We start from the raw sequence: 18434 nt of genomic DNA, 5'->3' as shown, positions 1-18434 counted from the left end.
CGTCCCTGATCTTTTCAAGCCCCCCAAACCGTGCGATCCTTAGAAAATCATACTCTCCAGTGAAAAAAACAGATCACTTTATTTTTAGTGAACAAGCATACGAGGTTGGCATGAGTGGTACAGACGCAAACTCTATAATCGAATTGATTCGCGCATTTGCGCTTGGAATTGGCCTGGACATTCTGGGCGCCATTATCATTCTGATCGTCGGCTGGTGGATTGCTGGAAAAGCGGCGTCTCTGGTTCGGCGCTCCTTGAAGAATGCCAGATTTGTCGATAACACCTTAAAACCATTGGCCGCCAGTATTGTTCAATACACCATCATGGTGTTTGTACTTATTGCTGTTCTGTCAAAATTTGGTGTGGAAACGACCAGCATTATTGCCGTTCTCGGTGCTGCCGGTCTGGCAATTGGCCTCGCCTTGCAAGGAACATTGTCCAATATTGCATCGGGGGTCATGATTTTAATATTACGCCCGTTGCGTATTGACGAATTTGTTTCAGCCGGGTCGGTTTCGGGAACAGTGGTTGAAATCACCTTGTTTACCACCTTGTTTAAAACAGGCGACGGCGTTTTTGTATCGGTTCCAAATTCACAAATCTGGAACAGTGCAATCACAAATTATTCCCGAAATCCGACTCGGCGCCTCGATATCAAGGTTGGCATCGCCTATGACGATGACGTTGACGCGGCACTGGAATTCATGAAAAATCTGGTCGCCAGCGACAGCCGCATCCTTGCCGAACCAGCCCCGATGTCCTTTGTTGCCAATCTGGGTGAAAGTTCGGTCGATATCACGGCGCGCGGCTGGGCCTACACCCCCGACTTCTGGGCTGCCTTCTGGGATTTAAGCCGCCGCTCGAAAACCGAGCTTGAAGCCGCCGGCTTTAGCATCCCCTTCCCGCAGCGCGACCTGCACCTTAAAGCCGATGGCCTTTCGTCCGCCATGCAAGCCAAGGCCGACGCTAAACCGGCCCGCAAGCCAGCCCCGAAGGCCCGTGCCACAACTACCAAGGCAAAAACCGCCAAACCTGCCAGCAGTAAAACCGCGGCAGAAGGCGTTGGCGCCGACCCCGACCTTGGTGAAGCAACAGACGGCATTAAAGCCTGAGCCACTAGAGCATGTTTCCTTTAATAAGACCCATTTTGTTTAATTTTGACGTGCCGTTTGGCAAGGCACAGCGCGTCGCGCGATGCGGCGCATCGGGCAAGCGGTGTAACGCCGTCAAACGCCGTCAAAATTGAACCCTCCGGGCCCGCGCATTTTGCTGCTCGGCTACGTCGAAATCCTTGTTCGTAACCCCGTTACGCCCTGCGGACTTCTCCTTGCCGAGCAGCAAAATGCGCGGGCAGAATGGGTCTTATTAAAGGAAATATGCTCTAAGCCAACCCGGGCGCACAATTTATGATGGCAAGGGCAACAACCTGACTGCCACCGTGCAACACATAACCCCCACAAACGGATGGTCCTGCGACCATCCGTTTTTTATTGGCCGTTTATTTGACAAGCCGCCGCATCAACCATGTCGCCGCCATCTTTCACGGCCGTAGTATTGCGCTGTTACCCGCGTTGGGTGCAGACATTATATGATCACGATGAACACCAAATGATGGGAGGAACATCAAAATGACTGCCAAAAAGATATTGATGCTGGTCGGCGATTACGTCGAAGATTACGAAACCATGGTCCCGTTTCAGACCCTGCTGGCGGTTGGCCACAATGTTGATGCCGTATGTCCCGATAAAAACGCGGGCGACACGGTCCGTACCGCCATTCACGATTTTGAAGGCGATCAGACCTATAGTGAAAAACGTGGTCACAACTTTACCCTGAATGCTGATTTCGCCACCGCACGGGCCGAGAATTACGATGCGCTGGTTATTCCCGGCGGACGCGCGCCGGAATATTTGCGCCTGAACGCGCAAGTCATCGCCTTGGTCAAAGATTTCCACGCCGCCAACAAGCCCATTGCCGCCGTGTGCCATGGTGCGCAAATCCTTGCTGCTGCCGATATTATCCGAGATCGCAAAATTTCCGCTTATCCTGCCTGCGCGCCAGAAGTCAAACTGGCCGGTGGCACCTATATGGAAATCGAAATTGATGCCGCCCATACCGATGGCAATCTGGTCACCGCCCCGGCATGGCCTGCCCATCCGCAATGGATGGCCCAATTTTTAAAAGTCCTGGGCACCCGCATCGAACTTTGATCGCTTGCGATAACGCGCCGTTACATAGCTGACCTGACCCGTGAACAGCCCGCCATGTTAACAGTAAAAACATGGCGGGCTGTTTATTGGCCCATCCCGGTACTGGCACGGCACTCGCCCGATTTCACCGGGCAATGCCACTGCGCAAAACGCCTTGCCATTTTTTCTGCGTTGGCCCAGGATTTACCGAACCTTTAAACAGCCACCCGCCAGCCCGTCCGCCCCAACATCGCCATGGCATCGCGCCATCGGGATTTGTCGGCACATCTGCCCGCGGCTATATCTCCTATCCGCATATCAAGGCCCGCGCAGGCACGGCATAGCGGCCCACCCCGGCAAGAAAGGAAACCCATGTGCAAAATATATTCGGGAACAGACCCGGCACTTTATGAAACCACCACCAGATCGGTGCGGATCAACGGCGTGGTCACCAGCCTGCGGCTTGAACAGAGGTTTTGGCAAATTATCGATGAAATTGCCGCAACGGATGGCTATAGCACCCCGCAATTTCTGGGCTTGCTGCACGACGAAGTCACAGCACAGCGCGGCGATATTCCAAATTTTGCGTCGCTGTTGCGGGTGGTATGTACAATTTACCTGCAAAAACAGGTTCCTGCCACTGCCTCTGCCGCTTTACATCACACCGCGCCAACGGCCCCACAGGGACACGCATCGCAAGAACCATATACACCACAGCTAAAATCCGGGTGAACCGGGATAAATAACGTCATCTGAAAAAACACGCCATACCGGCACGGCAACGCCATTGTGGTGGTCCACCCGCCAAAAGACGGCCCTGCCCCAATCAAAACGCAGCCAGCCGTTTAAAAACGGATCTGACGGTGAAATATGTGCGATGTCGCACATATGCGACCAGCCGCTTGGGCAAGCTCAGGGAATATAGCGGGGGAAATGGGCCCATCGGCGGCCGTTGCAAGAGGTTAGCTTAGCTTAGCCAGCTTGCAATATCGCGGCTGTTAAAGCCCGGCACCGGGCTTTGCGTATTTAAGTGAGAATCGCGTCCGCGCCCGCGTTCAACCGAGCGGCTGGCTTGCATGCCAACGGCGACCCCGAAATCCATTTTCGCGGGTGCAAGCCAGGAATTTTCCGACTTGTCGCCTTTGTTATGGCGGGTTTCACGGGTTTTGGCATCGTAAATCCAGCGCAGTTCCTGTTTGAGGGTCTGGTATTCTGCCGTATCGGGGGCAGCATTGACCTCGGAAACAATCTGAATTTTAACCATCTGCGGAAAACAATCGAGCCGCTCAAGCAACATGAATTTCACGCTGGGCCGCACGGCATCGGACCGCATCAGTTTGATCACCAGCCGCTTGTAAATGTCGATCCGCAAATTTCCGCTGCTGGCCAGTTCGATAAATTCATCGACAAAATCGCGGGCTTCGCGTTTACCGTCAAGCAATGCACGCAAGTTTTCGGTCATCGCCCGGCGATAAAATTCCCGAATTTCGACCACATGGTTCGAGGCCCGATTGCGCACCACATGCATGGATTCGGGGCTGAACGCATTTTTGGTCAGAAGTTTAATGCAATCATGCACCAGTTCATGCTTGGTTGCGTCGCCAACCACTTCGAAAATGCCGGTAATCAGTTCCTTGCATTTGGCATGCGGGCCCATTCGGGTTGCCGCTGCAAGGGCCATCGGGCTTTCCGGGTCTTTGGTGGCAATAACAGCCAAAGCCAGCGGGTCGTCATATTGCATCAATGCCAGATCATTGCTGAGAAGATGTTCGGGCATCAACAGGCGCTTGCGATCGCCCGCCCCTGTCACTGTAAGTGGTTCGCGCGTTCGGTAACTGTCCTTGATCGACAGCGCGTATTTTAAACCGTCATACGAAATCCCGAGATCGAGCGACATTGACGCCTAATCTCCCTTGCGGACGAAACGACGCCGCAGCGACGGTGATTTCGTCCCATCGCCATCGGCTGTCGCCTGCCCTGCCGTATTATCAGCAGATTTGCCTGCATCTGTGCCCCGGGCCGATGGCGCTGCCGCCTTCGCCGCCGGATCACGCGGTGCTACCGGCTGTAATTCGGTAAAGAAATCAATATACCAGTCCATATCACCACGCGGCATGCTGTAACGCCCGCCGGTAGCCGGGGTTTCGATGGCATCTTCGTCAATGCCGGAACTGATTTGCAAAACCACCGCAGACTGTGCCGACATTCCCGCCCGCCACGCCATGGCGGTAATGGCGCGTGCGCTGCCTGAATCCATAATTTTGGCAATCACCGATGCGGGCAACTGGGCATAGCGCGATAATTCGCGTACCACAGCTTCGTCATCATTTCGCGCCAGGGCGTCCAGCACATATTGTTCAACACTCGGCGCGCGCGCTGTTTCGGGGGCGGCTTCGTGGCCAAGATCGGCATTGGCGATATCTTCGCCAGCCGGGGCGCGGGTGTCGCGGGCAACGCGGCTGTCAAACCGGACTTTTTCAATCCGCTGGCGTACCGCCTGGCGCAGGGCACGGGCAACTTCGGCCCGCAAGCGGCCTTCTTCAACCAGCGTGTCAAACAACGACGCGGCAATAAAATGGGCCATCCGCCGTTGCGCCTGACGCGACAACCGGTCGCGTCCCATCAGCATGCGTTCTTCGGGGGCTTCGTTTTTTGCGGCGGGCTGGCGTGCCAGATGCGGCGTCATATCGACAACATTGCGCGGCGCATCGTCACCGGCGCGCAACCGGGAAAACAGCCCGCTTTTGGCGTCGTTGCGTTCCTGCATCAGGCGGGCTTCAACCAGATTGGCGCGCACACGTTCGCGCGCCCGTGCTGTGGTGGTAAACTCGCCCCGGCCACGCATTAAATCCAGAAAATCGGAATCATTTAACAGTTCAACATATTCAACAATATGCACCTGCCCGATGGCTGCCAGATCGATCCGCATCCGGGCGGCGGCCTGACGTGTCAAATAGGGGGTGTGGCCCAGTTCCTGTTCAATCAGGGCAATAACCTGCGGGCGGTAACAATCGGCAAGCCGCACAATGGCATCCATAAACTCGTCAACCATTTCCAGGCGCTGGGACGGGCTTAAATCGGGCAAGTGACGGCGCAACCGGCGGGCAACATCCATCCGGGCATCGCTGTCATCTTCGCCATGGCGGTCGGGGAGATATACCGAGTCCTCATCATCTTCGAGATCGTCGTCATCGTCCGCGCCAATACGGGCAGCGTAACTGAGAAACGATTCATCATCAGAAGAAGTAATGTCATCGCGGGCCGGTTTGTGCCGGGCAATACGCCCGGACTGGGGCGCGCCGCTATTATGAGAAAGCGAAAATTCACCCGGGGCGACATCGCGAACAATATCAGCCAGTTCGCGCAATTTATCGCTGGCACGGTCTTTGTTCCCCGCATCCTTTGACTTTTGCCGATTGAACATCCAGGCCAGCATGCTCTGTCTTTTTCCCCGCTTTATTTCAGGCATCAGGCCCGATTGGCCGATTCCCGTGTCTGTTCTGGCCTTTGGCAGATGCCTTTTAACAAGGCGTTCGTACCAAAACAACATCACAGCCCAAAAAGTTCGTTGAAAACCAACCCCCTGTTGCCATCTCTCCCCGCAACAGGATGATTTTCAGTAAATTCACTATCGGCAGAAATGTTCAAAAAAACCTTAACGCCACACGGGCAAAACCCAGAAACGTCATATGGTTAGCGCAATCACTTTATTAATGCGTCTGTTTCGCCCTGATATCGGGTGCTCTGCGCAAATCTGACCGGGCCTTAACGCGCAATAACTGGCCAAAATGCGGGGTATTGTGCGCAAAATCATGGGGTTCGGGCGCGCAAGCCAACCAGCCCCGCCATTTGACCCCGGCTAAAAACAAAGGGCCGCCCGAAGGCAGCCCTTTGAAAATTTCCGCATAAACGCAGCTTGAACGACGTTTCGCAAACAGCGAAAAATCAGCTGCGGCCCGAAAGCCATGCGATTCGCAAAATGTTGGTCGCACCCGGTGTTCCAAACGGTACACCTGCCGTAATCACCAGAGAATCGCCATTTCCGGCGAATTCTTCGCGTTTGGCAACATCACAGGCAATTCCCACCATTTCACCAAAATTGGTGGCATCGCGGGTGAATACCGGGTGAATGCCCCAGCACAATGCCAGGCGGCGTGCTGTCTGAATTTTCGGGGTAAGCCCCAAAATTGGCACTTCTGGCCGTTCACGCGCAGCACGATAGGCGGTCGAGCCCGACGTGGTATAGGTCACAACAGCCTTGGCACCAATGGTCCCGGCAACCTGGCGGGCTGCGGCACTAATGGCATCGGGGGCATTGTGTTCCGGGTCGGGGCGTGATGCCTCTTGCAGGCGGAAATAAAGCTCGTCACGTTCGACCCGCACCATAATGCGGTTCATGATGCTGACCGTTTCAAGCGGATATTTACCCACCGCACTTTCGGCTGACAACATAACCGCATCGGCACCGTCATAAATGGCGGTCGCAACGTCGGATGCCTCGGCACGGGTTGGTGACGGGCTTGACACCATCGAGTCGAGCATCTGGGTTGCCACAATCACCGGCTTGCCAGCTTCACGGCAGGCCTTGATGATGCGTTTTTGCAAAATCGGCACGTCTTCGGGCGGGCATTCCACGCCCAGGTCACCACGGGCCACCATGATGATGTCGGACAAAGCGACTATTTCATCAAGATGTTCAATGGCCTGGGGCTTTTCCAGCTTGGAGACAATGGCGGCACGACCATTAATGATCTTGCGGGCTTCGGCCACGTCTTCGGGGCGCTGAACAAAGGACAGCGCCACAAAATCAACGCCCATTTCCAGACCATAGATCAGATCGACCCGGTCCTTGTCGGTCAGCGGTGACATGGGCAACATGACGTCGGGCAGGTTAACGCCCTTGCGATTTGAGAGCGGCCCACCGACTTCTACCGTGCAATCAGCCGATTTATCGTCGCATTTATCAACCCGCATCCGCAATTTGCCATCATCAAGCAACAGGCTTGCGCCGGGCTGAAGGGCGGCAAAAACTTCGGGATGGGGAAGCGACACACGGGTGTGATCGCCCGGTGTTTTGTCCATGTCGAACCGGAACGGCACACCGGCCTCAAGTTCGATTTTTTCGTCGGCGAAGGTTCCAACCCGAATTTTCGGGCCTTGCAAATCCATCAAAACGCCAATCGGGCGACCAAGTTTGGCCTCTACTTCCCGGATCGTTTCAAACCGCGCCTGATGTTCGGCGTGCTCGCCATGAGAGAAATTCAAACGAAAGACATCGACGCCTGCCTGGACGATCTTTTCAAGAATATCCGGGCTAGAACTCGCTGGCCCCAGGGTTGCGATGATTTTCGCCTTACGTTGACGGCGCATCCGCTTTTACCTCGTTGTTTTTCGGTTTCCATTGAATTCTGGCGCGACAACCAGATTGACACAGGGCGCGCCAAAATATCCTGATTTTTGGTGTCTGGGGGTCTCCCCTTAATAGTGAATCACGCCCGCTTTGAACAGTTACTTTTCTGCTAAGCCAAGGCCGAATGACATTTTTTTCGCTGGACAGCCCCCTGCCGACACCTCTTTAAAAGACAAATCAGCCATCAAGTGCCCTGTGATGACGTTTCAGGGCGCAAACCGGGAATTTTTAAAAATGAGCAAATGGGACCACCGTTTTCTGGCTTTGGCCGCCCATATCGCCGAATGGTCAAAAGATCGCAGCACCCAGGTGGGTGCCGTTGTGATTGGCCCCAAAAAAGAAATCCGTGCTGTTGGTTATAACGGTTTTCCACGCGGTGTCGATGATACGGTCGAAAGCCGTCACCAACGGCCCGCCAAATATGCCTATACCGAACATGCCGAGCGCAATGCCATTTACAATGCCAGCTATACCGGTACATCGCTTGATGGCTGTGCGTTATATGTCACACATTTTCCCTGCAGCGATTGCGCCCGCGCCATTATTCAGGCGGGCATCGCCGAGGTTTATGTTGACCAGCAAAAACTGACGCCTGATTTTCTTGAACGCTGGCAACATGATGTGAACATATCTACCGAAATGTTTGGCGAATCCGGGGTGCAGGTACAGTTGATTAACGAAGAAGGCACCACAACCGCGCTCGATAACGCCCCCTTACCCGAAGAATAGAAAATGCCGGGTAAATCCTCCCCGCCATCCCCCAAACGGGCCGATGGCGCGCGCCCCTGTGGGAAACACAGGTAAAATAGCCTTAACGGACAATCGCGTCTGTGGACTTCGCACTTGCCGCACACAGGACAAAACGGTAATGAATTATAAGTAAGCTATGTAACACAAGCCGTTATCCTGCCTTTGACGAGAAAAATTCTTTATCTTCGCGATGAGCCCTGCCGTTTTGTACAAACCGGACACCAGACCTGATGAGCGCAAAAATCGATTTCAGCAAAATCAGTTTTCTTGTGGTTGATGGCGACAAGATATCAGCACAGGTTGTGTTTGATACCCTGTCCTATCTTGGCGCGCTTGATGTGCGCCGGGTTGGCAAACCCGAAGATGCCTTTCGCATTCTGCGCACCCAGCAAATCGACATTATTGTCACCGAATGGCGCTTGCGCGGGATGGACGGGCTGGAATTTCTCGATTCCTTGCGAAACTCAACCTCGTCGCCAAACCGCTTTGTGCCCGTAATCATGTTAACTGCCCATTCCGAGCAGCGCTATGTCACCACCGCGCGCGATCTGGGCATTACCGAATTTCTGGCCAAACCGTTTAACGCCAAGGCATTATATAGCCGCCTTGTTTCGGTTATCACCCGCCCGCGCCATTTTGTTAATACCGGCACCTATTTCGGGCCAGACCGACGCCGCCGCCAAACCCCGTTTGACGGACCAGACCGGCGCGAGGATCAGAAATCCAAGGCCAGGGGAAACACGTAACAGCCGCCGCAAACAGACACGATAAGTCGCCCCGTTCCCCAGAACGAGGTCATGCATTTTAACCTGCCGGGACACACCGATTTCGATGAATGAACAAAAACCGCCAAAAGTTCAGATCATCCCGCCCCGAACTGAACTGAAACAGCGCGCCGTTAATTTTACCAAGGGTTTCGACATTAACCTGGGCCCGGAACAGCTCGAAGAGCTGGAAAGGGTTGTGCAGCGCAGCAGTGATGCTTTTGTGCGCAGCATTGGCCATGATCTGTCTGAAACTCGCCAACTGGTAATCAATGCGATAACCAACGCCGATCTGCGGCCTAAAGCCGTCGAAAAAAGTGCGGACCTTGCCTATTCGACAAAGGCACTGGGCGGAACTTTTGATTATCCCCTGATGACGCAAATTGCCAAATCGCTGGAAGTGTTTTTGCACGGGCGCAGCACCGCAAACAAACGCCAGCTTATGGTGACCCAGCTTCATATTGACGCCATCTATGTCATTCTGGCGAGCAGGATCACCGGCTTTGGCACCTCCATTGAACAGGCCACCACCGTCGCCCTGTCCAAAATCGCCGCCCGTTACAGTGACCCGCGTGAATAGCACACTGTGTCTGGGCTATTTGCTGCGGTAGCTGTGCAAATGGCGGACAAAATCGATCAGTTCAAAATTATCATCCTCGTCCGATGACGCGGCCCCTTCATCGGGCGCTGTTGTGCCTGTCGCGCCTGTTGCGCCCCGTCCATCGGGCCGGACATTCCCGCCCAGCGTATCAAGCCGGGCCAAAATGCCGTCCAGTTCCGCCGACACCGCATCCAGCCTTTCTGCCATCCAGTCGCGCGACACAGAGGCATCCCCGCTCAGCAGGGCGTTTTGCGCGCCCCACAACAACATGGCACTGCGAAAAAGCGCCAGCATATCGGCGAAGTCATCGGGCCTGCCCCCTGCCGTCACGCCGGACGGCAACGGGGTTGCGGGCCGAAATTGCATCAACGCGGTGTTGATCTGACGAAGCAGCGGCGGGATCGGTCCATCATCAATCATGACAGCGTCCATTCCTGCTTGACCATTGCGCGCGATCCTTATCGCTTTGGCAATGGTAGTTTACTGAAAACGTTACAATTTTAGTGATAAACCTGACCTGCACCAAAAACGTTGATCAGCATCAAGAAGGTTTCTAAACAACGCGAAAAGTTTCAGGCGCGCCGCGTTCATTCGTTTTGCCGCCGCATATAGCGTCACAAACGCTATTTTTGCGGCCTTTTAAAAAACGCCCAGGTTATATTGGTAAAAAAAAGCCCCCCGCCTTAAAAAAAGGACTTGTCAGGGCGGGCGCCCCTTTATATAAACCGCGCCACACACCGAGCGGGTGTAGCTCAGTTGGTTAGAGCGCCGGCCTGTCACGCCGGAGGTCGCGGGTTCAAGTCCCGTCACTCGCGCCATTTCCCCCTTGGGGGAAAACAAAAAGACGCCGCGATTTATTCGCTGGCGTTTTTTGTTTTTAAGGTGCTTTTGCGCCTCGCATCGCTCGGCAGTCCCCAACACCACCCCGGCTGATCTCGATATTTCCCCGTTTACCTTTCCACGCCAAAGCCCCGTCAATTTCACGCCCGGTTTTGCGCCATCTTTAAGCGTTTAAAATAACCCGCTAATATGCCCGATCGCGGTTTTTGCGGTTTGCCGGTGCCAATCCCTGCCACACACCCGCTTCGCGCCCGATAACACCAAATAACGCCGGATCATTTTTTGGCAGAAAACCGCGCCTGTCAGATCATTGTGATTTTTTTGCAAAAAAACGCTTGCCAGACCCGGCAGCCCTTTATATAAACCGCGCCACACACCGAGCGGGTGTAGCTCAGTTGGTTAGAGCGCCGGCCTGTCACGCCGGAGGTCGCGGGTTCAAGTCCCGTCACTCGCGCCACTCTTTTCAGAGTACAAACAGGTCGCTGATCTATGGATCATGCGGCTTTTTTTGTATCTATTTTCCAGCACCACTGTGGCAGACACATATTATAGTGTATGCCCGCAGGAAATATCGCACCGGAACTGAACCAATATATTGGTTCCATTATAGAATCCGGCACGTGCTGTAAAAATTACAATCAAAAACATTCAACCATTCAGTAATACCCGGCCCCCTGCCCCGGGCATTGGTTTCATCATGATCGCCAAACACTGCAATCTTTAATCGTTTTTATCTACGTAACTTCCCGTAATCGAACTATTAGCCCCTATTTACATGCCGAAAGGGTGATTTACTGCGCCGCAGCATTGATCAGCCCTTCAAAGTGTGCTGTCATCTGGCCGTTACAAAAATGAGGCGAACAATGGTTTTACCATTTCAACGTTCGCACTTTCGATATCACCAGTACGGGAGGCGCAACATGCGCAAGCTAATCGCAGGGCTGATTCTGGGAACCGCCTTGGCTTCGGCCCCCATATCCGCCATGGCGGAAACCCCCAAAAACGCTTTGGTCATGGCGTTTTCAATCGATGACATCATCACCCTTGATCCGGCAGAAATCTTTGAATTTTCCGGTGCCGAATATTCGGGCAACACCTATGACCGTCTGATCGGTTATGACATTGACGACGTTTCCAAAATTCATGGCGTTGTCGCCGAAAGCTGGGACGTTTCCGAAGACGGCAAAACCTATACCTTTAAAATTCGCGACGGCATCAAATTCGCATCGGGCGACGCACTGACCGCCGAAGATGCTGCGTTTTCGTTGCGCCGTGTGATCAAGCTGGACCTGTCGCCCGCCTTTATTCTGGGTCAGTTCGGTTTGACCAAGGACAATGTCGACACCCAGATTACCGCACCCGATGACCACACCCTGGTCCTCAAGGTCGATAAACCCTATGCGCCGACCTTTGTTCTGTACTGCCTGACGGCAGGCGTTGGTTCGGTTGTTGATAAAAAAGAAGTCATGGCCCATGAAAAAGACGGTGACATGGGGCATGAATGGCTGAAAACCAACTATGCAGGTTCCGGTCCGTTCGAACTGAACAAATGGACGCCGAACGAAAGCCTGTCGCTGGTTGCCAATGACAATTACTGGGACGGCGCTCCGGCAATGAAACGCGTGATTATTCGCAGCGTGACCGAAGCGGCCTCGCAGCAATTACTGCTGCAAAAAGGCGATATCGATATTGCCCGTAACCTTGAAGCCGACCAGATCGCGTCACTCAAGGACAATAAAGATATTAAATTCCAGAAAAAATCCAAGGGCACTGTCTGGTATCTGGGTCTGTCGCAGAAAAACGAATATCTGTCGAACCCCAAGGTCCGCGAAGCTCTGAAATATCTGGTCGATTATAACGGCATTGCCGATACCATTCTGGCCGGTCGTGGCACCATTCATCAGGCATTTTTGCCCGATGGCTTCCTTGGTGCGTCGAACGACAATCCCTATAAACTTGATGTCGCAAAAGCCAAGGAACTGCTGAAAGAAGCAGGTTACCCGGATGGCTTTAGCGTCACCATGGACACCCGCAACACCACCGCCATTACCGCAATGGCGCAATCGTTGCAGGCAACCTGGTCCCTGGCCGGTATCAATCTTGAAATCATCCCCGGTGACGGGGGGCAAACCCTGACCAAATACCGTGCCCGTCAGCACGACATTTATATTGGCCGTTGGGGTGCCGATTATCAGGACCCCAACACCAATGCATCGACCTTTGCGTGGAACCCGGATAATTCTGACGATGCCGCGGCAAAACCGCTGGCATGGCGCAACAGCTGGGACCCCAAAGAAATGACGGCCGAAACCGAAGCCGCCATTCTTGAACGTGACACCCAGAAACGTATCGATATGTACAAGGACCTGCAGAAAAAGGTCATGGACAAGGGTCCGTTTGTGGTGATGTTCCAGGAAACCGAAATTGCCGGTGTCCGCAGCAACGTTCAGAACTTCAAACTTGGCCCATCGTTCGACGACAACAAATATCGTTTTGTGACCAAGGACTAAGGAACGGTTAGATGTCTACCGTGACACCAGCCAAACGGGGCGGGCGCAAACGCGCCCGTCTCCTTTCGGGGCCAGGCGGCAGCATTCTGCGCGTGGTATCTTCCGTTATCATCACTTTTTTCGGGCTGTTGCTCGTCACCTTTCTCATCGGCCGTATTTTGCCGATTGACCCGGTTATTGCCGCCGTGGGCGACCATGCCTCCGAGGCGATCTATAACCGTGTCCGCGAGGAAATGGGCCTGAACCTGCCGCTGTGGAAACAGTTTTTTGTTTATGTAAATAATGTGCTGCACGGCGATTTCGGCAAATCAATCCTGACATCGCAGCCGGTTTTAAACGATATCGCCCGGGTATTTCCCGCCACCCTTGAACTGGCAACCCTTGGCACCATTATCGGTGTGATCCTTGGTGTTCCAACCGGCGTTCTCGCCGCTGTTCACAAGGGCAAATGGCCCGACCATCTGGTCCGTATTTTCGGTCTGGTCGGCTATTCGGTGCCTATTTTCTGGCTGGGCCTGATGGGCTTGCTGGTTTTTTACATGAAACTGGACTGGGTTGCCGGGCCGGGCCGTGTGGATGCCTTTTATGCCGATTTCATCGAACCCACCACCGGCCTGATGCTGGTTGATACCTTGCTGGATGGCGATATCGACCTGTTCTGGAATGCGGTAAGCCACATCATTTTACCAGCGTCGCTTCTGGCGTATTTTTCGCTAGCCTATATTGCGCGCATGACCCGGTCTTTCATGCTTGAGCAATTAAGCCAGGAATATATTCTGGCCGCCCGGGTCAAAGGCCTTTCCGAATTTCGCATTATCTGGCGTCATGCGCTTGGCAATGTGATGGTGCCGCTGGTAACCGTTATTGCCCTGTCCTATGCCAACCTGCTGGAAGGATCGGTTTTAACCGAAACCATTTTTGCCTGGCCGGGCCTTGGGCTTTACATCACCAATTCGCTGCTTAATGCCGATATGAATGCCGTTCTGGGTGGAACGGTTGTTGTGGGTGCTGTGTTTATCGGCGTCAATATGCTGTCCGATTTGCTTTATCGCCTGCTTGATCCGCGCGCCCGAAGGTAAAAAACATGCAAACAGTGACCAATCAAAATTCTGGCGGCCTGCGGCAGTGGCTAACGTCAAACACGCCCCAGTCACGCTTTCAGGCCCGCTGTGGCCGCACGTGGCTGGCATGGGGCAAGCTGACCGAAAACCGGCTGGCCATGATCGGGCTGGGCATTGTCGTTGCCCTGATCCTTATTACCATTCTGGCCCCGGTTATTTCGCCCTATAACCCGATTGCCGCCGACCTGACCAAACGTATTTTGCCGCCCAGTGCCGCGCACTGGTTTGGCACCGACCAACTGGGCCGCGATATTTTGTCGCGCCTGATTTACGGCGCCCAATATACCCTGATGGTGGTGGGCCTGGTTGCCATTACCGCCGCCCCGGTCGGCCTTCTGGTTGGCACCATGTCGGGTTATTTTGGCGGCTGGGTTGATGCCGTTTTAATGCGCATTACCGATATTTTTCTGGCTTTCCCCAAACTGATTTTGGCTCTGGCCTTTGTTTCGGCCCTGGGGCCGGGACTGGAAAACGCCGTATTTGCCATCGCCCTTACCGCGTGGCCGCCCTATGCGCGTATTGCGCGGGCTGAAACCATCACCGTGCGCCGGTCTGATTATATCGATGCCGCCCGCCTGCAGGGTGTTTCCAGCCGTGGGCTTATTTTGGGTCACATCATGCCGATGTGCATCAGTTCGGTTGTTGTCCGGGTGACGCTGGATATGGCGGGCATGATTTTGATTGCCGCCGGTCTGGGCTTTTTGGGTCTGGGCGCACAGCCGCCAATGCCGGAATGGGGGGCGATGGTGTCCGAAGGTCGCCAGTTCCTGTTGCAACAATGGTGGGTTTCAACCGTGCCGGGTCTGGCTATTTTTGTTGTCAGTCTGGGTTTCAACCTGTTGGGTGACGGTTTACGCGATGTGCTTGACCCGCGTGAAGGAGACTGATCATGACCAGTGAAACCCTGTTAACGGTCAAAAACCTGGCTGTCAGTTTCACCACATCCAAGGGGCCGATAAACGCGGTTCGGGGTGTATCGTTTGATCTGGGCCGCGAACGGCTGGGCATTGTCGGCGAGTCCGGTTCGGGCAAGTCGCAAACCGGGCGGGCCATTTTGGGCCTGACGGCATCCAACGGCACCATTACCGCCGATGAAATGCAGTTTCGCGATGTCGATTTGCGCAACCTTAGCCCGCGCCAATGGCGCAAGGTCCGCGGGGCGCGCATTTCCATGATCATGCAGGACCCGAAATACTCGCTAAACCCTGTCATGACCATTGGCGACCAGATTATCGAGGCGTACCGCGAACATCACAAGGTTGGCACCAAAGAAGCCACCCACCGCGCCATTGAAATGCTTGAAGCGGTAAAAATTCGTGATCCGCAGCGGGTGTTTAAATCCTATCCGCACGAAGTTTCGGGCGGCATGGGCCAACGCGTGATGATCGCGATGATGCTGATCCCCGATCCCGAATTGCTGATTGCCGACGAGCCGACATCGGCCCTTGATGTGACGGTGCAACTTCAGGTGATGGCAATTCTGGATGATCTGGTGCGTGAACGCGGCATGGCGCTGATTTTCATCAGCCACGATTTGCATCTGGTGTCGAGTTTCTGCGACCGGGTTCTGGTGATGTATCAGGGCCATGTGGTTGAGGAAATTCGCGCAAGCGAGCTGGATCTGGCCAAACATCCCTACACACGGGGCCTGTTAAACTGCCTGCCGAAAATGGATGGCAACCACGACGACCTGCCGGTTTTGCAACGTCAGGCAAGCTGGGCCGAGGGATAAGACCATGATTGAAATTGAAAATCTGAATGCCTGGTTTGGCGAAAACCACGTTCTTAAAGACGTATCGCTTAAGGTTCCAACCAACGGGTCGTTCGGGCTGGTCGGAGAATCAGGCTCAGGCAAATCCACCGTTTTGCGCACCATGACCGGTCTGGTTGATGACTGGGAAGGTATCATGGTGGTCGGCGGCCACGAACTGGCCCGCAAACGCAACAAGGATTTCTACCGCCAGGTGCAAATGGTGTTTCAGGACCCGTTCGGATCGCTTCATCCGCGCCACACCATCGACCGCATCCTTAGCGAGCCGGTAGCGGTGCATGGATTGGGCAATTCGGATGCCCGCGTGATCCGCGTGCTTGAACAGGTCGGGCTGGATAATTCGTTCCGGTTTCGCTATCCGCATCAGCTTTCGGGCGGGCAACGCCAGCGGGTGTCTATTGCGCGCGCGCTTATCCTTGAACCCCGGGTGTTGCTGCTTGATGAACCGACATCCGCACTCGATGTGTCCATTCAGGCCGAAGTGCTTAATTTGCTGGCGGCATTGCGCCGCGACCTTGGCCTTACCTATATCATGGTCAGCCATGACCTTGCCGTTGTGGCCCATGTCTGCGACGATATCGCCATTATGAACCATGGCCGCATCGTTGAACGTGCCACCGCCAGCCAGCTTGCACAGGGCTCGCTTGAACATCCCTATTCGCAACAGCTTTACAAGGCCGCAGGTGGATATGACCGCGCCGTTGTTGACAGCTTTGTCGATTGGGACTGACCGGAGATACCATGACAATCGCCACCACCAACCCGTTTGCCACCCCGCCCCAGCCCGCCAGTGCCGAAATCAGCGGCTATCCGCGCAAGCATATCCCGACCTTCACCTGGGATGCCCATGCCTGCCTGCCGCTGGACCCGGTTATTCCGATTGATTTGCTTGATACCTATCGCGCCGGCAATATCGATTATGTCTGCATCAATGTCGGCATGGATATGAATTCGGTGGCGCATATTTTGCGCGTTATTGCCGCTTTCCGTGCCAAAATCGCCGCCCACCCCGATAAATACATGCAGATCGAAACATTCGATGACCTTGCCCGCGCCAAACAGGCCGGGTTGCTGGGCGTAGGGTTTGATCTTGAAGGCTCGGTCATGTTGCAAGACATGCCCGAAATGGTGCCGGTTTTTGCCAGACTGGGCGTCAAACAAATCCATTTCGCCTATAACCGCAACAATTCGGTCGCGGGCGGTTGCCACGATGATGACATCCCCCTAACCGCGCTGGGCCACGACATGGTCAAGGCGGTTAACAATGCGGGTATGATCATGGATTGCTCGCATACCGGGCGGCAAAGCAGCCTTGATATCATGCGGGTTTCCACCAAACCCGTCGTCTTTAGCCATGCCAACCCAAAGGTTCTGGGCGGGCATGAACGCTGCATTGACGATGAACAGATCAAAGCCTGTGCCGCCACTGGCGGCGTGATCGGCGTGTGTGGGTTTCAACGTTTCATGAAATCCGCCAATGCCCCCGATGTGCCCGATATGGTCCGCCATATTGATTATCTGGTCAAACTGGTCGGGGTTGATCATGTGGGCATCGGCCTTGACACCATGCCGTCTGTCAAAGGGGCCGATGACTTCCCCGATGGTGTCGACCGCGCTTTTTACTGGCCCAAGGAACGCGGTTACGGCCCCAATGCCGGCGGTGCCGCCGTGTTTGACCCGCGCAAGCTCCCTGCCCTTGCCGACACCCTGATCAATGAAGGCTATTTGCCCGATATGGTTGATAAAATCATGGGTGAAAATTTCGTTCGGGTAGCGAAGGATAGCTGGTAAGAAAAATTACACGGCATCATACCAATCGGCAAAACGGGGTTGCAACAGCAACCCCGTTTTCGTTCACGGCTCGCAAAAACACAAAGGGCTTATATAAAACCTGGTTGAACACTTGCCAACCGCGTCACAATTCGCGCGGCGTTGTCGCGCCTACCCATTTCTCCATGAAAAGACCTCATAAAGAAATGGTATTAAACGCTAATTTCATCCTTGCGCACCGGGCGCGGACGGCCATTGGCGTCGATGGCGACGAAGGTAAAAGTGGCTTCGGTTACCTTGATGCGCGGCGGCTGGTTGCGGCGCAAAACCCATGCTTCAAGATGCAGCACCATGGATGTATTGCCGATACGGTCAATATCGCCATACACACACACCACGTCGCCCACATAAACCGGACGATGGAATGTCATGCCATCGACGGCAACGGTGGCAACACGGCCTTCGGCGATCTGGCTGGCAAGCACACCCCCGGCAATGTCCATTTGCGACATCAGCCAGCCGCCGAAAATATCGCCGCTGGGATTGGTTTCGCCGGGCATTGCCAGGGTGCGGGTACACATATCGCCCCGCGGCATGGTGGTGTCCGCATTGCTGGTTTCGTTTTTTTCGACCATCGCACTCACTCCTGAACGCCGGAAATCCGGCGCTGTCCTGTATTTTTTTTCATCTAACCCGGTTGCATTGCAA

The 18434-nt window shown here is 54.4% G+C and carries 17 protein-coding genes and 2 tRNA genes; 14 read left to right on the top strand and 5 right to left on the bottom strand.

Features of this window, described 5'->3' with window-relative positions; genetic code table 11:
* The first annotated feature begins 110 nt into the window (after positions 1–110).
* From TMES_RS08660 to TMES_RS08645, 3 genes are all read left to right on the top strand, one after another.
* Complete coding sequence (locus tag TMES_RS08660) at positions 111–1112, top strand: mechanosensitive ion channel family protein (RefSeq protein ID WP_085581535.1); 1002 nt, start codon at positions 111–113, stop codon at positions 1110–1112.
* 516 nt (positions 1113–1628) lie between these two features.
* Complete coding sequence (locus TMES_RS08655) at positions 1629–2210, top strand: DJ-1/PfpI family protein (RefSeq protein WP_085581534.1); 582 nt, start codon at positions 1629–1631, stop codon at positions 2208–2210.
* Between the two features lie 351 nt (positions 2211–2561).
* Entirely contained in the window at positions 2562–2921 is a 360-nt protein-coding gene (locus TMES_RS08645) for a ribbon-helix-helix domain-containing protein (protein WP_085581530.1), read from the top strand.
* 235 nt (positions 2922–3156) lie between these two features.
* Here the strand turns inward: TMES_RS08645 and TMES_RS08640 are convergent, their stop codons facing one another.
* The 3 genes from TMES_RS08640 to pyk all read right to left on the bottom strand — a co-directional run bounded on the left by TMES_RS08640 (position 3157) and on the right by pyk (position 7559).
* Entirely contained in the window at positions 3157–4086 is a 930-nt protein-coding gene (locus TMES_RS08640) for a hypothetical protein (RefSeq protein ID WP_085581528.1), read from the bottom strand.
* Positions 4087–4092: 6 nt separating this feature from the next.
* Positions 4093–5625 carry a DUF2336 domain-containing protein gene (locus TMES_RS08635; protein ID WP_085581526.1) on the bottom strand — a complete coding sequence of 511 codons (1533 nt, stop codon included), beginning with the start codon at positions 5623–5625 and terminating at the stop codon, positions 4093–4095.
* Between the two features lie 509 nt (positions 5626–6134).
* Positions 6135–7559 (bottom strand): pyruvate kinase, encoded by a 1425-nt coding sequence (gene pyk, locus TMES_RS08625; protein ID WP_085581521.1) that lies wholly within the window; start codon positions 7557–7559, stop codon positions 6135–6137.
* A gap of 274 nt (positions 7560–7833) precedes the next feature.
* On the opposite strand from pyk, the gene TMES_RS08620 reads away from it, so the two are divergent.
* The 3 genes from TMES_RS08620 (at position 7834) to TMES_RS08610 (ending at position 9693) form a co-directional block, all read left to right on the top strand.
* Entirely contained in the window at positions 7834–8328 is a 495-nt protein-coding gene (locus TMES_RS08620) for a deoxycytidylate deaminase (protein WP_085582060.1), read from the top strand.
* Positions 8329–8579: 251 nt separating this feature from the next.
* A complete protein-coding gene (locus TMES_RS08615) occupies positions 8580–9095 on the top strand; it encodes a response regulator (protein WP_085581519.1) in 516 nt (171 codons plus the stop codon).
* Positions 9096–9180: 85 nt separating this feature from the next.
* Positions 9181–9693, top strand: coding sequence for a transcriptional regulator (locus TMES_RS08610; protein WP_085581517.1), 513 nt, complete (start codon positions 9181–9183; stop codon positions 9691–9693).
* Between the two features lie 15 nt (positions 9694–9708).
* Here TMES_RS08610 and TMES_RS08605 read toward each other — a convergent pair whose 3' ends face one another.
* Positions 9709–10134, bottom strand: a complete 426-nt coding sequence (locus TMES_RS08605) for a hypothetical protein (RefSeq protein ID WP_143589591.1) — start codon at positions 10132–10134, stop codon at positions 9709–9711.
* A gap of 321 nt (positions 10135–10455) precedes the next feature.
* Here TMES_RS08605 and TMES_RS08600 point away from each other — a divergent pair.
* The 8 genes from TMES_RS08600 (at position 10456) to TMES_RS08560 (ending at position 17747) form a co-directional block, all read left to right on the top strand.
* A tRNA-Asp gene (locus tag TMES_RS08600) sits at positions 10456–10532 on the top strand.
* A gap of 402 nt (positions 10533–10934) precedes the next feature.
* Positions 10935–11011, top strand: a tRNA-Asp gene (locus TMES_RS08590).
* Between the two features lie 463 nt (positions 11012–11474).
* A complete protein-coding gene (locus tag TMES_RS08585) occupies positions 11475–13064 on the top strand; it encodes an ABC transporter substrate-binding protein (RefSeq protein ID WP_085581511.1) in 1590 nt (529 codons plus the stop codon).
* Positions 13065–13075: 11 nt separating this feature from the next.
* Positions 13076–14143 carry an ABC transporter permease gene (locus tag TMES_RS08580; RefSeq protein ID WP_085581509.1) on the top strand — a complete coding sequence of 356 codons (1068 nt, stop codon included), beginning with the start codon at positions 13076–13078 and terminating at the stop codon, positions 14141–14143.
* A 5-nt stretch (positions 14144–14148) separates the two neighbouring features.
* Positions 14149–15072, top strand: coding sequence for a nickel transporter permease (nikC, locus tag TMES_RS08575; protein ID WP_085581507.1), 924 nt, complete (start codon positions 14149–14151; stop codon positions 15070–15072).
* A gap of 2 nt (positions 15073–15074) precedes the next feature.
* Entirely contained in the window at positions 15075–15917 is an 843-nt protein-coding gene (locus tag TMES_RS08570; protein WP_085581505.1) for an ABC transporter ATP-binding protein, read from the top strand.
* Positions 15918–15921: 4 nt separating this feature from the next.
* The gene (locus TMES_RS08565; RefSeq protein WP_085581503.1) at positions 15922–16686 is read left to right on the top strand and encodes an ABC transporter ATP-binding protein; all 765 of its coding nucleotides are present in this window, start codon (positions 15922–15924) and stop codon (positions 16684–16686) included.
* A gap of 11 nt (positions 16687–16697) precedes the next feature.
* The gene (locus TMES_RS08560; protein ID WP_085581501.1) at positions 16698–17747 is read left to right on the top strand and encodes a dipeptidase; all 1050 of its coding nucleotides are present in this window, start codon (positions 16698–16700) and stop codon (positions 17745–17747) included.
* A 191-nt stretch (positions 17748–17938) separates the two neighbouring features.
* Here the strand turns inward: TMES_RS08560 and TMES_RS08555 are convergent, their stop codons facing one another.
* Positions 17939–18361 (bottom strand): acyl-CoA thioesterase, encoded by a 423-nt coding sequence (locus TMES_RS08555; RefSeq protein ID WP_085581499.1) that lies wholly within the window; start codon positions 18359–18361, stop codon positions 17939–17941.
* Between the last annotated feature and the right edge of the window lie 73 nt (positions 18362–18434).

It is taken from the genome of Thalassospira mesophila (genome assembly GCF_002115755.1).
GTDB classification, from domain to species: domain Bacteria; phylum Pseudomonadota; class Alphaproteobacteria; order Rhodospirillales; family Thalassospiraceae; genus Thalassospira; species Thalassospira mesophila.
The sequence above is the reverse complement of the archived record's forward strand: the minus strand, read 5'-3'. Positions and strand labels throughout refer to the sequence as shown.

Bases quoted from the DNA above. Each gene is read 5' to 3' on its own strand.
- TMES_RS08580 (WP_085581509.1), top strand. From the start codon at position 13,076: ATGTCTACCGTGACACCAGCCAAACGGGGCGGGCGCAAACGCGCCCGT.
- TMES_RS08635 (WP_085581526.1), bottom strand. From the start codon at position 5,625: ATGCTGGCCTGGATGTTCAATCGGCAAAAGTCAAAGGATGCGGGGAAC.
- TMES_RS08640 (WP_085581528.1), bottom strand. From the start codon at position 4,086: ATGTCGCTCGATCTCGGGATTTCGTATGACGGTTTAAAATACGCGCTG.
- TMES_RS08565 (WP_085581503.1), top strand. From the start codon at position 15,922: ATGATTGAAATTGAAAATCTGAATGCCTGGTTTGGCGAAAACCACGTT.
- TMES_RS08555 (WP_085581499.1), bottom strand. From the start codon at position 18,361: ATGGTCGAAAAAAACGAAACCAGCAATGCGGACACCACCATGCCGCGG.
- TMES_RS08645 (WP_085581530.1), top strand. From the start codon at position 2,562: ATGTGCAAAATATATTCGGGAACAGACCCGGCACTTTATGAAACCACC.
- TMES_RS08585 (WP_085581511.1), top strand. From the start codon at position 11,475: ATGCGCAAGCTAATCGCAGGGCTGATTCTGGGAACCGCCTTGGCTTCG.
- TMES_RS08615 (WP_085581519.1), top strand. From the start codon at position 8,580: ATGAGCGCAAAAATCGATTTCAGCAAAATCAGTTTTCTTGTGGTTGAT.
- TMES_RS08655 (WP_085581534.1), top strand. From the start codon at position 1,629: ATGACTGCCAAAAAGATATTGATGCTGGTCGGCGATTACGTCGAAGAT.
- TMES_RS08620 (WP_085582060.1), top strand. From the start codon at position 7,834: ATGAGCAAATGGGACCACCGTTTTCTGGCTTTGGCCGCCCATATCGCC.
- TMES_RS08570 (WP_085581505.1), top strand. From the start codon at position 15,075: ATGACCAGTGAAACCCTGTTAACGGTCAAAAACCTGGCTGTCAGTTTC.
- TMES_RS08605 (WP_143589591.1), bottom strand. From the start codon at position 10,134: ATGATTGATGATGGACCGATCCCGCCGCTGCTTCGTCAGATCAACACC.
- TMES_RS08660 (WP_085581535.1), top strand. From the start codon at position 111: ATGAGTGGTACAGACGCAAACTCTATAATCGAATTGATTCGCGCATTT.
- TMES_RS08610 (WP_085581517.1), top strand. From the start codon at position 9,181: ATGAATGAACAAAAACCGCCAAAAGTTCAGATCATCCCGCCCCGAACT.
- pyk (WP_085581521.1), bottom strand. From the start codon at position 7,559: ATGCGCCGTCAACGTAAGGCGAAAATCATCGCAACCCTGGGGCCAGCG.
- TMES_RS08560 (WP_085581501.1), top strand. From the start codon at position 16,698: ATGACAATCGCCACCACCAACCCGTTTGCCACCCCGCCCCAGCCCGCC.
- nikC (WP_085581507.1), top strand. From the start codon at position 14,149: ATGCAAACAGTGACCAATCAAAATTCTGGCGGCCTGCGGCAGTGGCTA.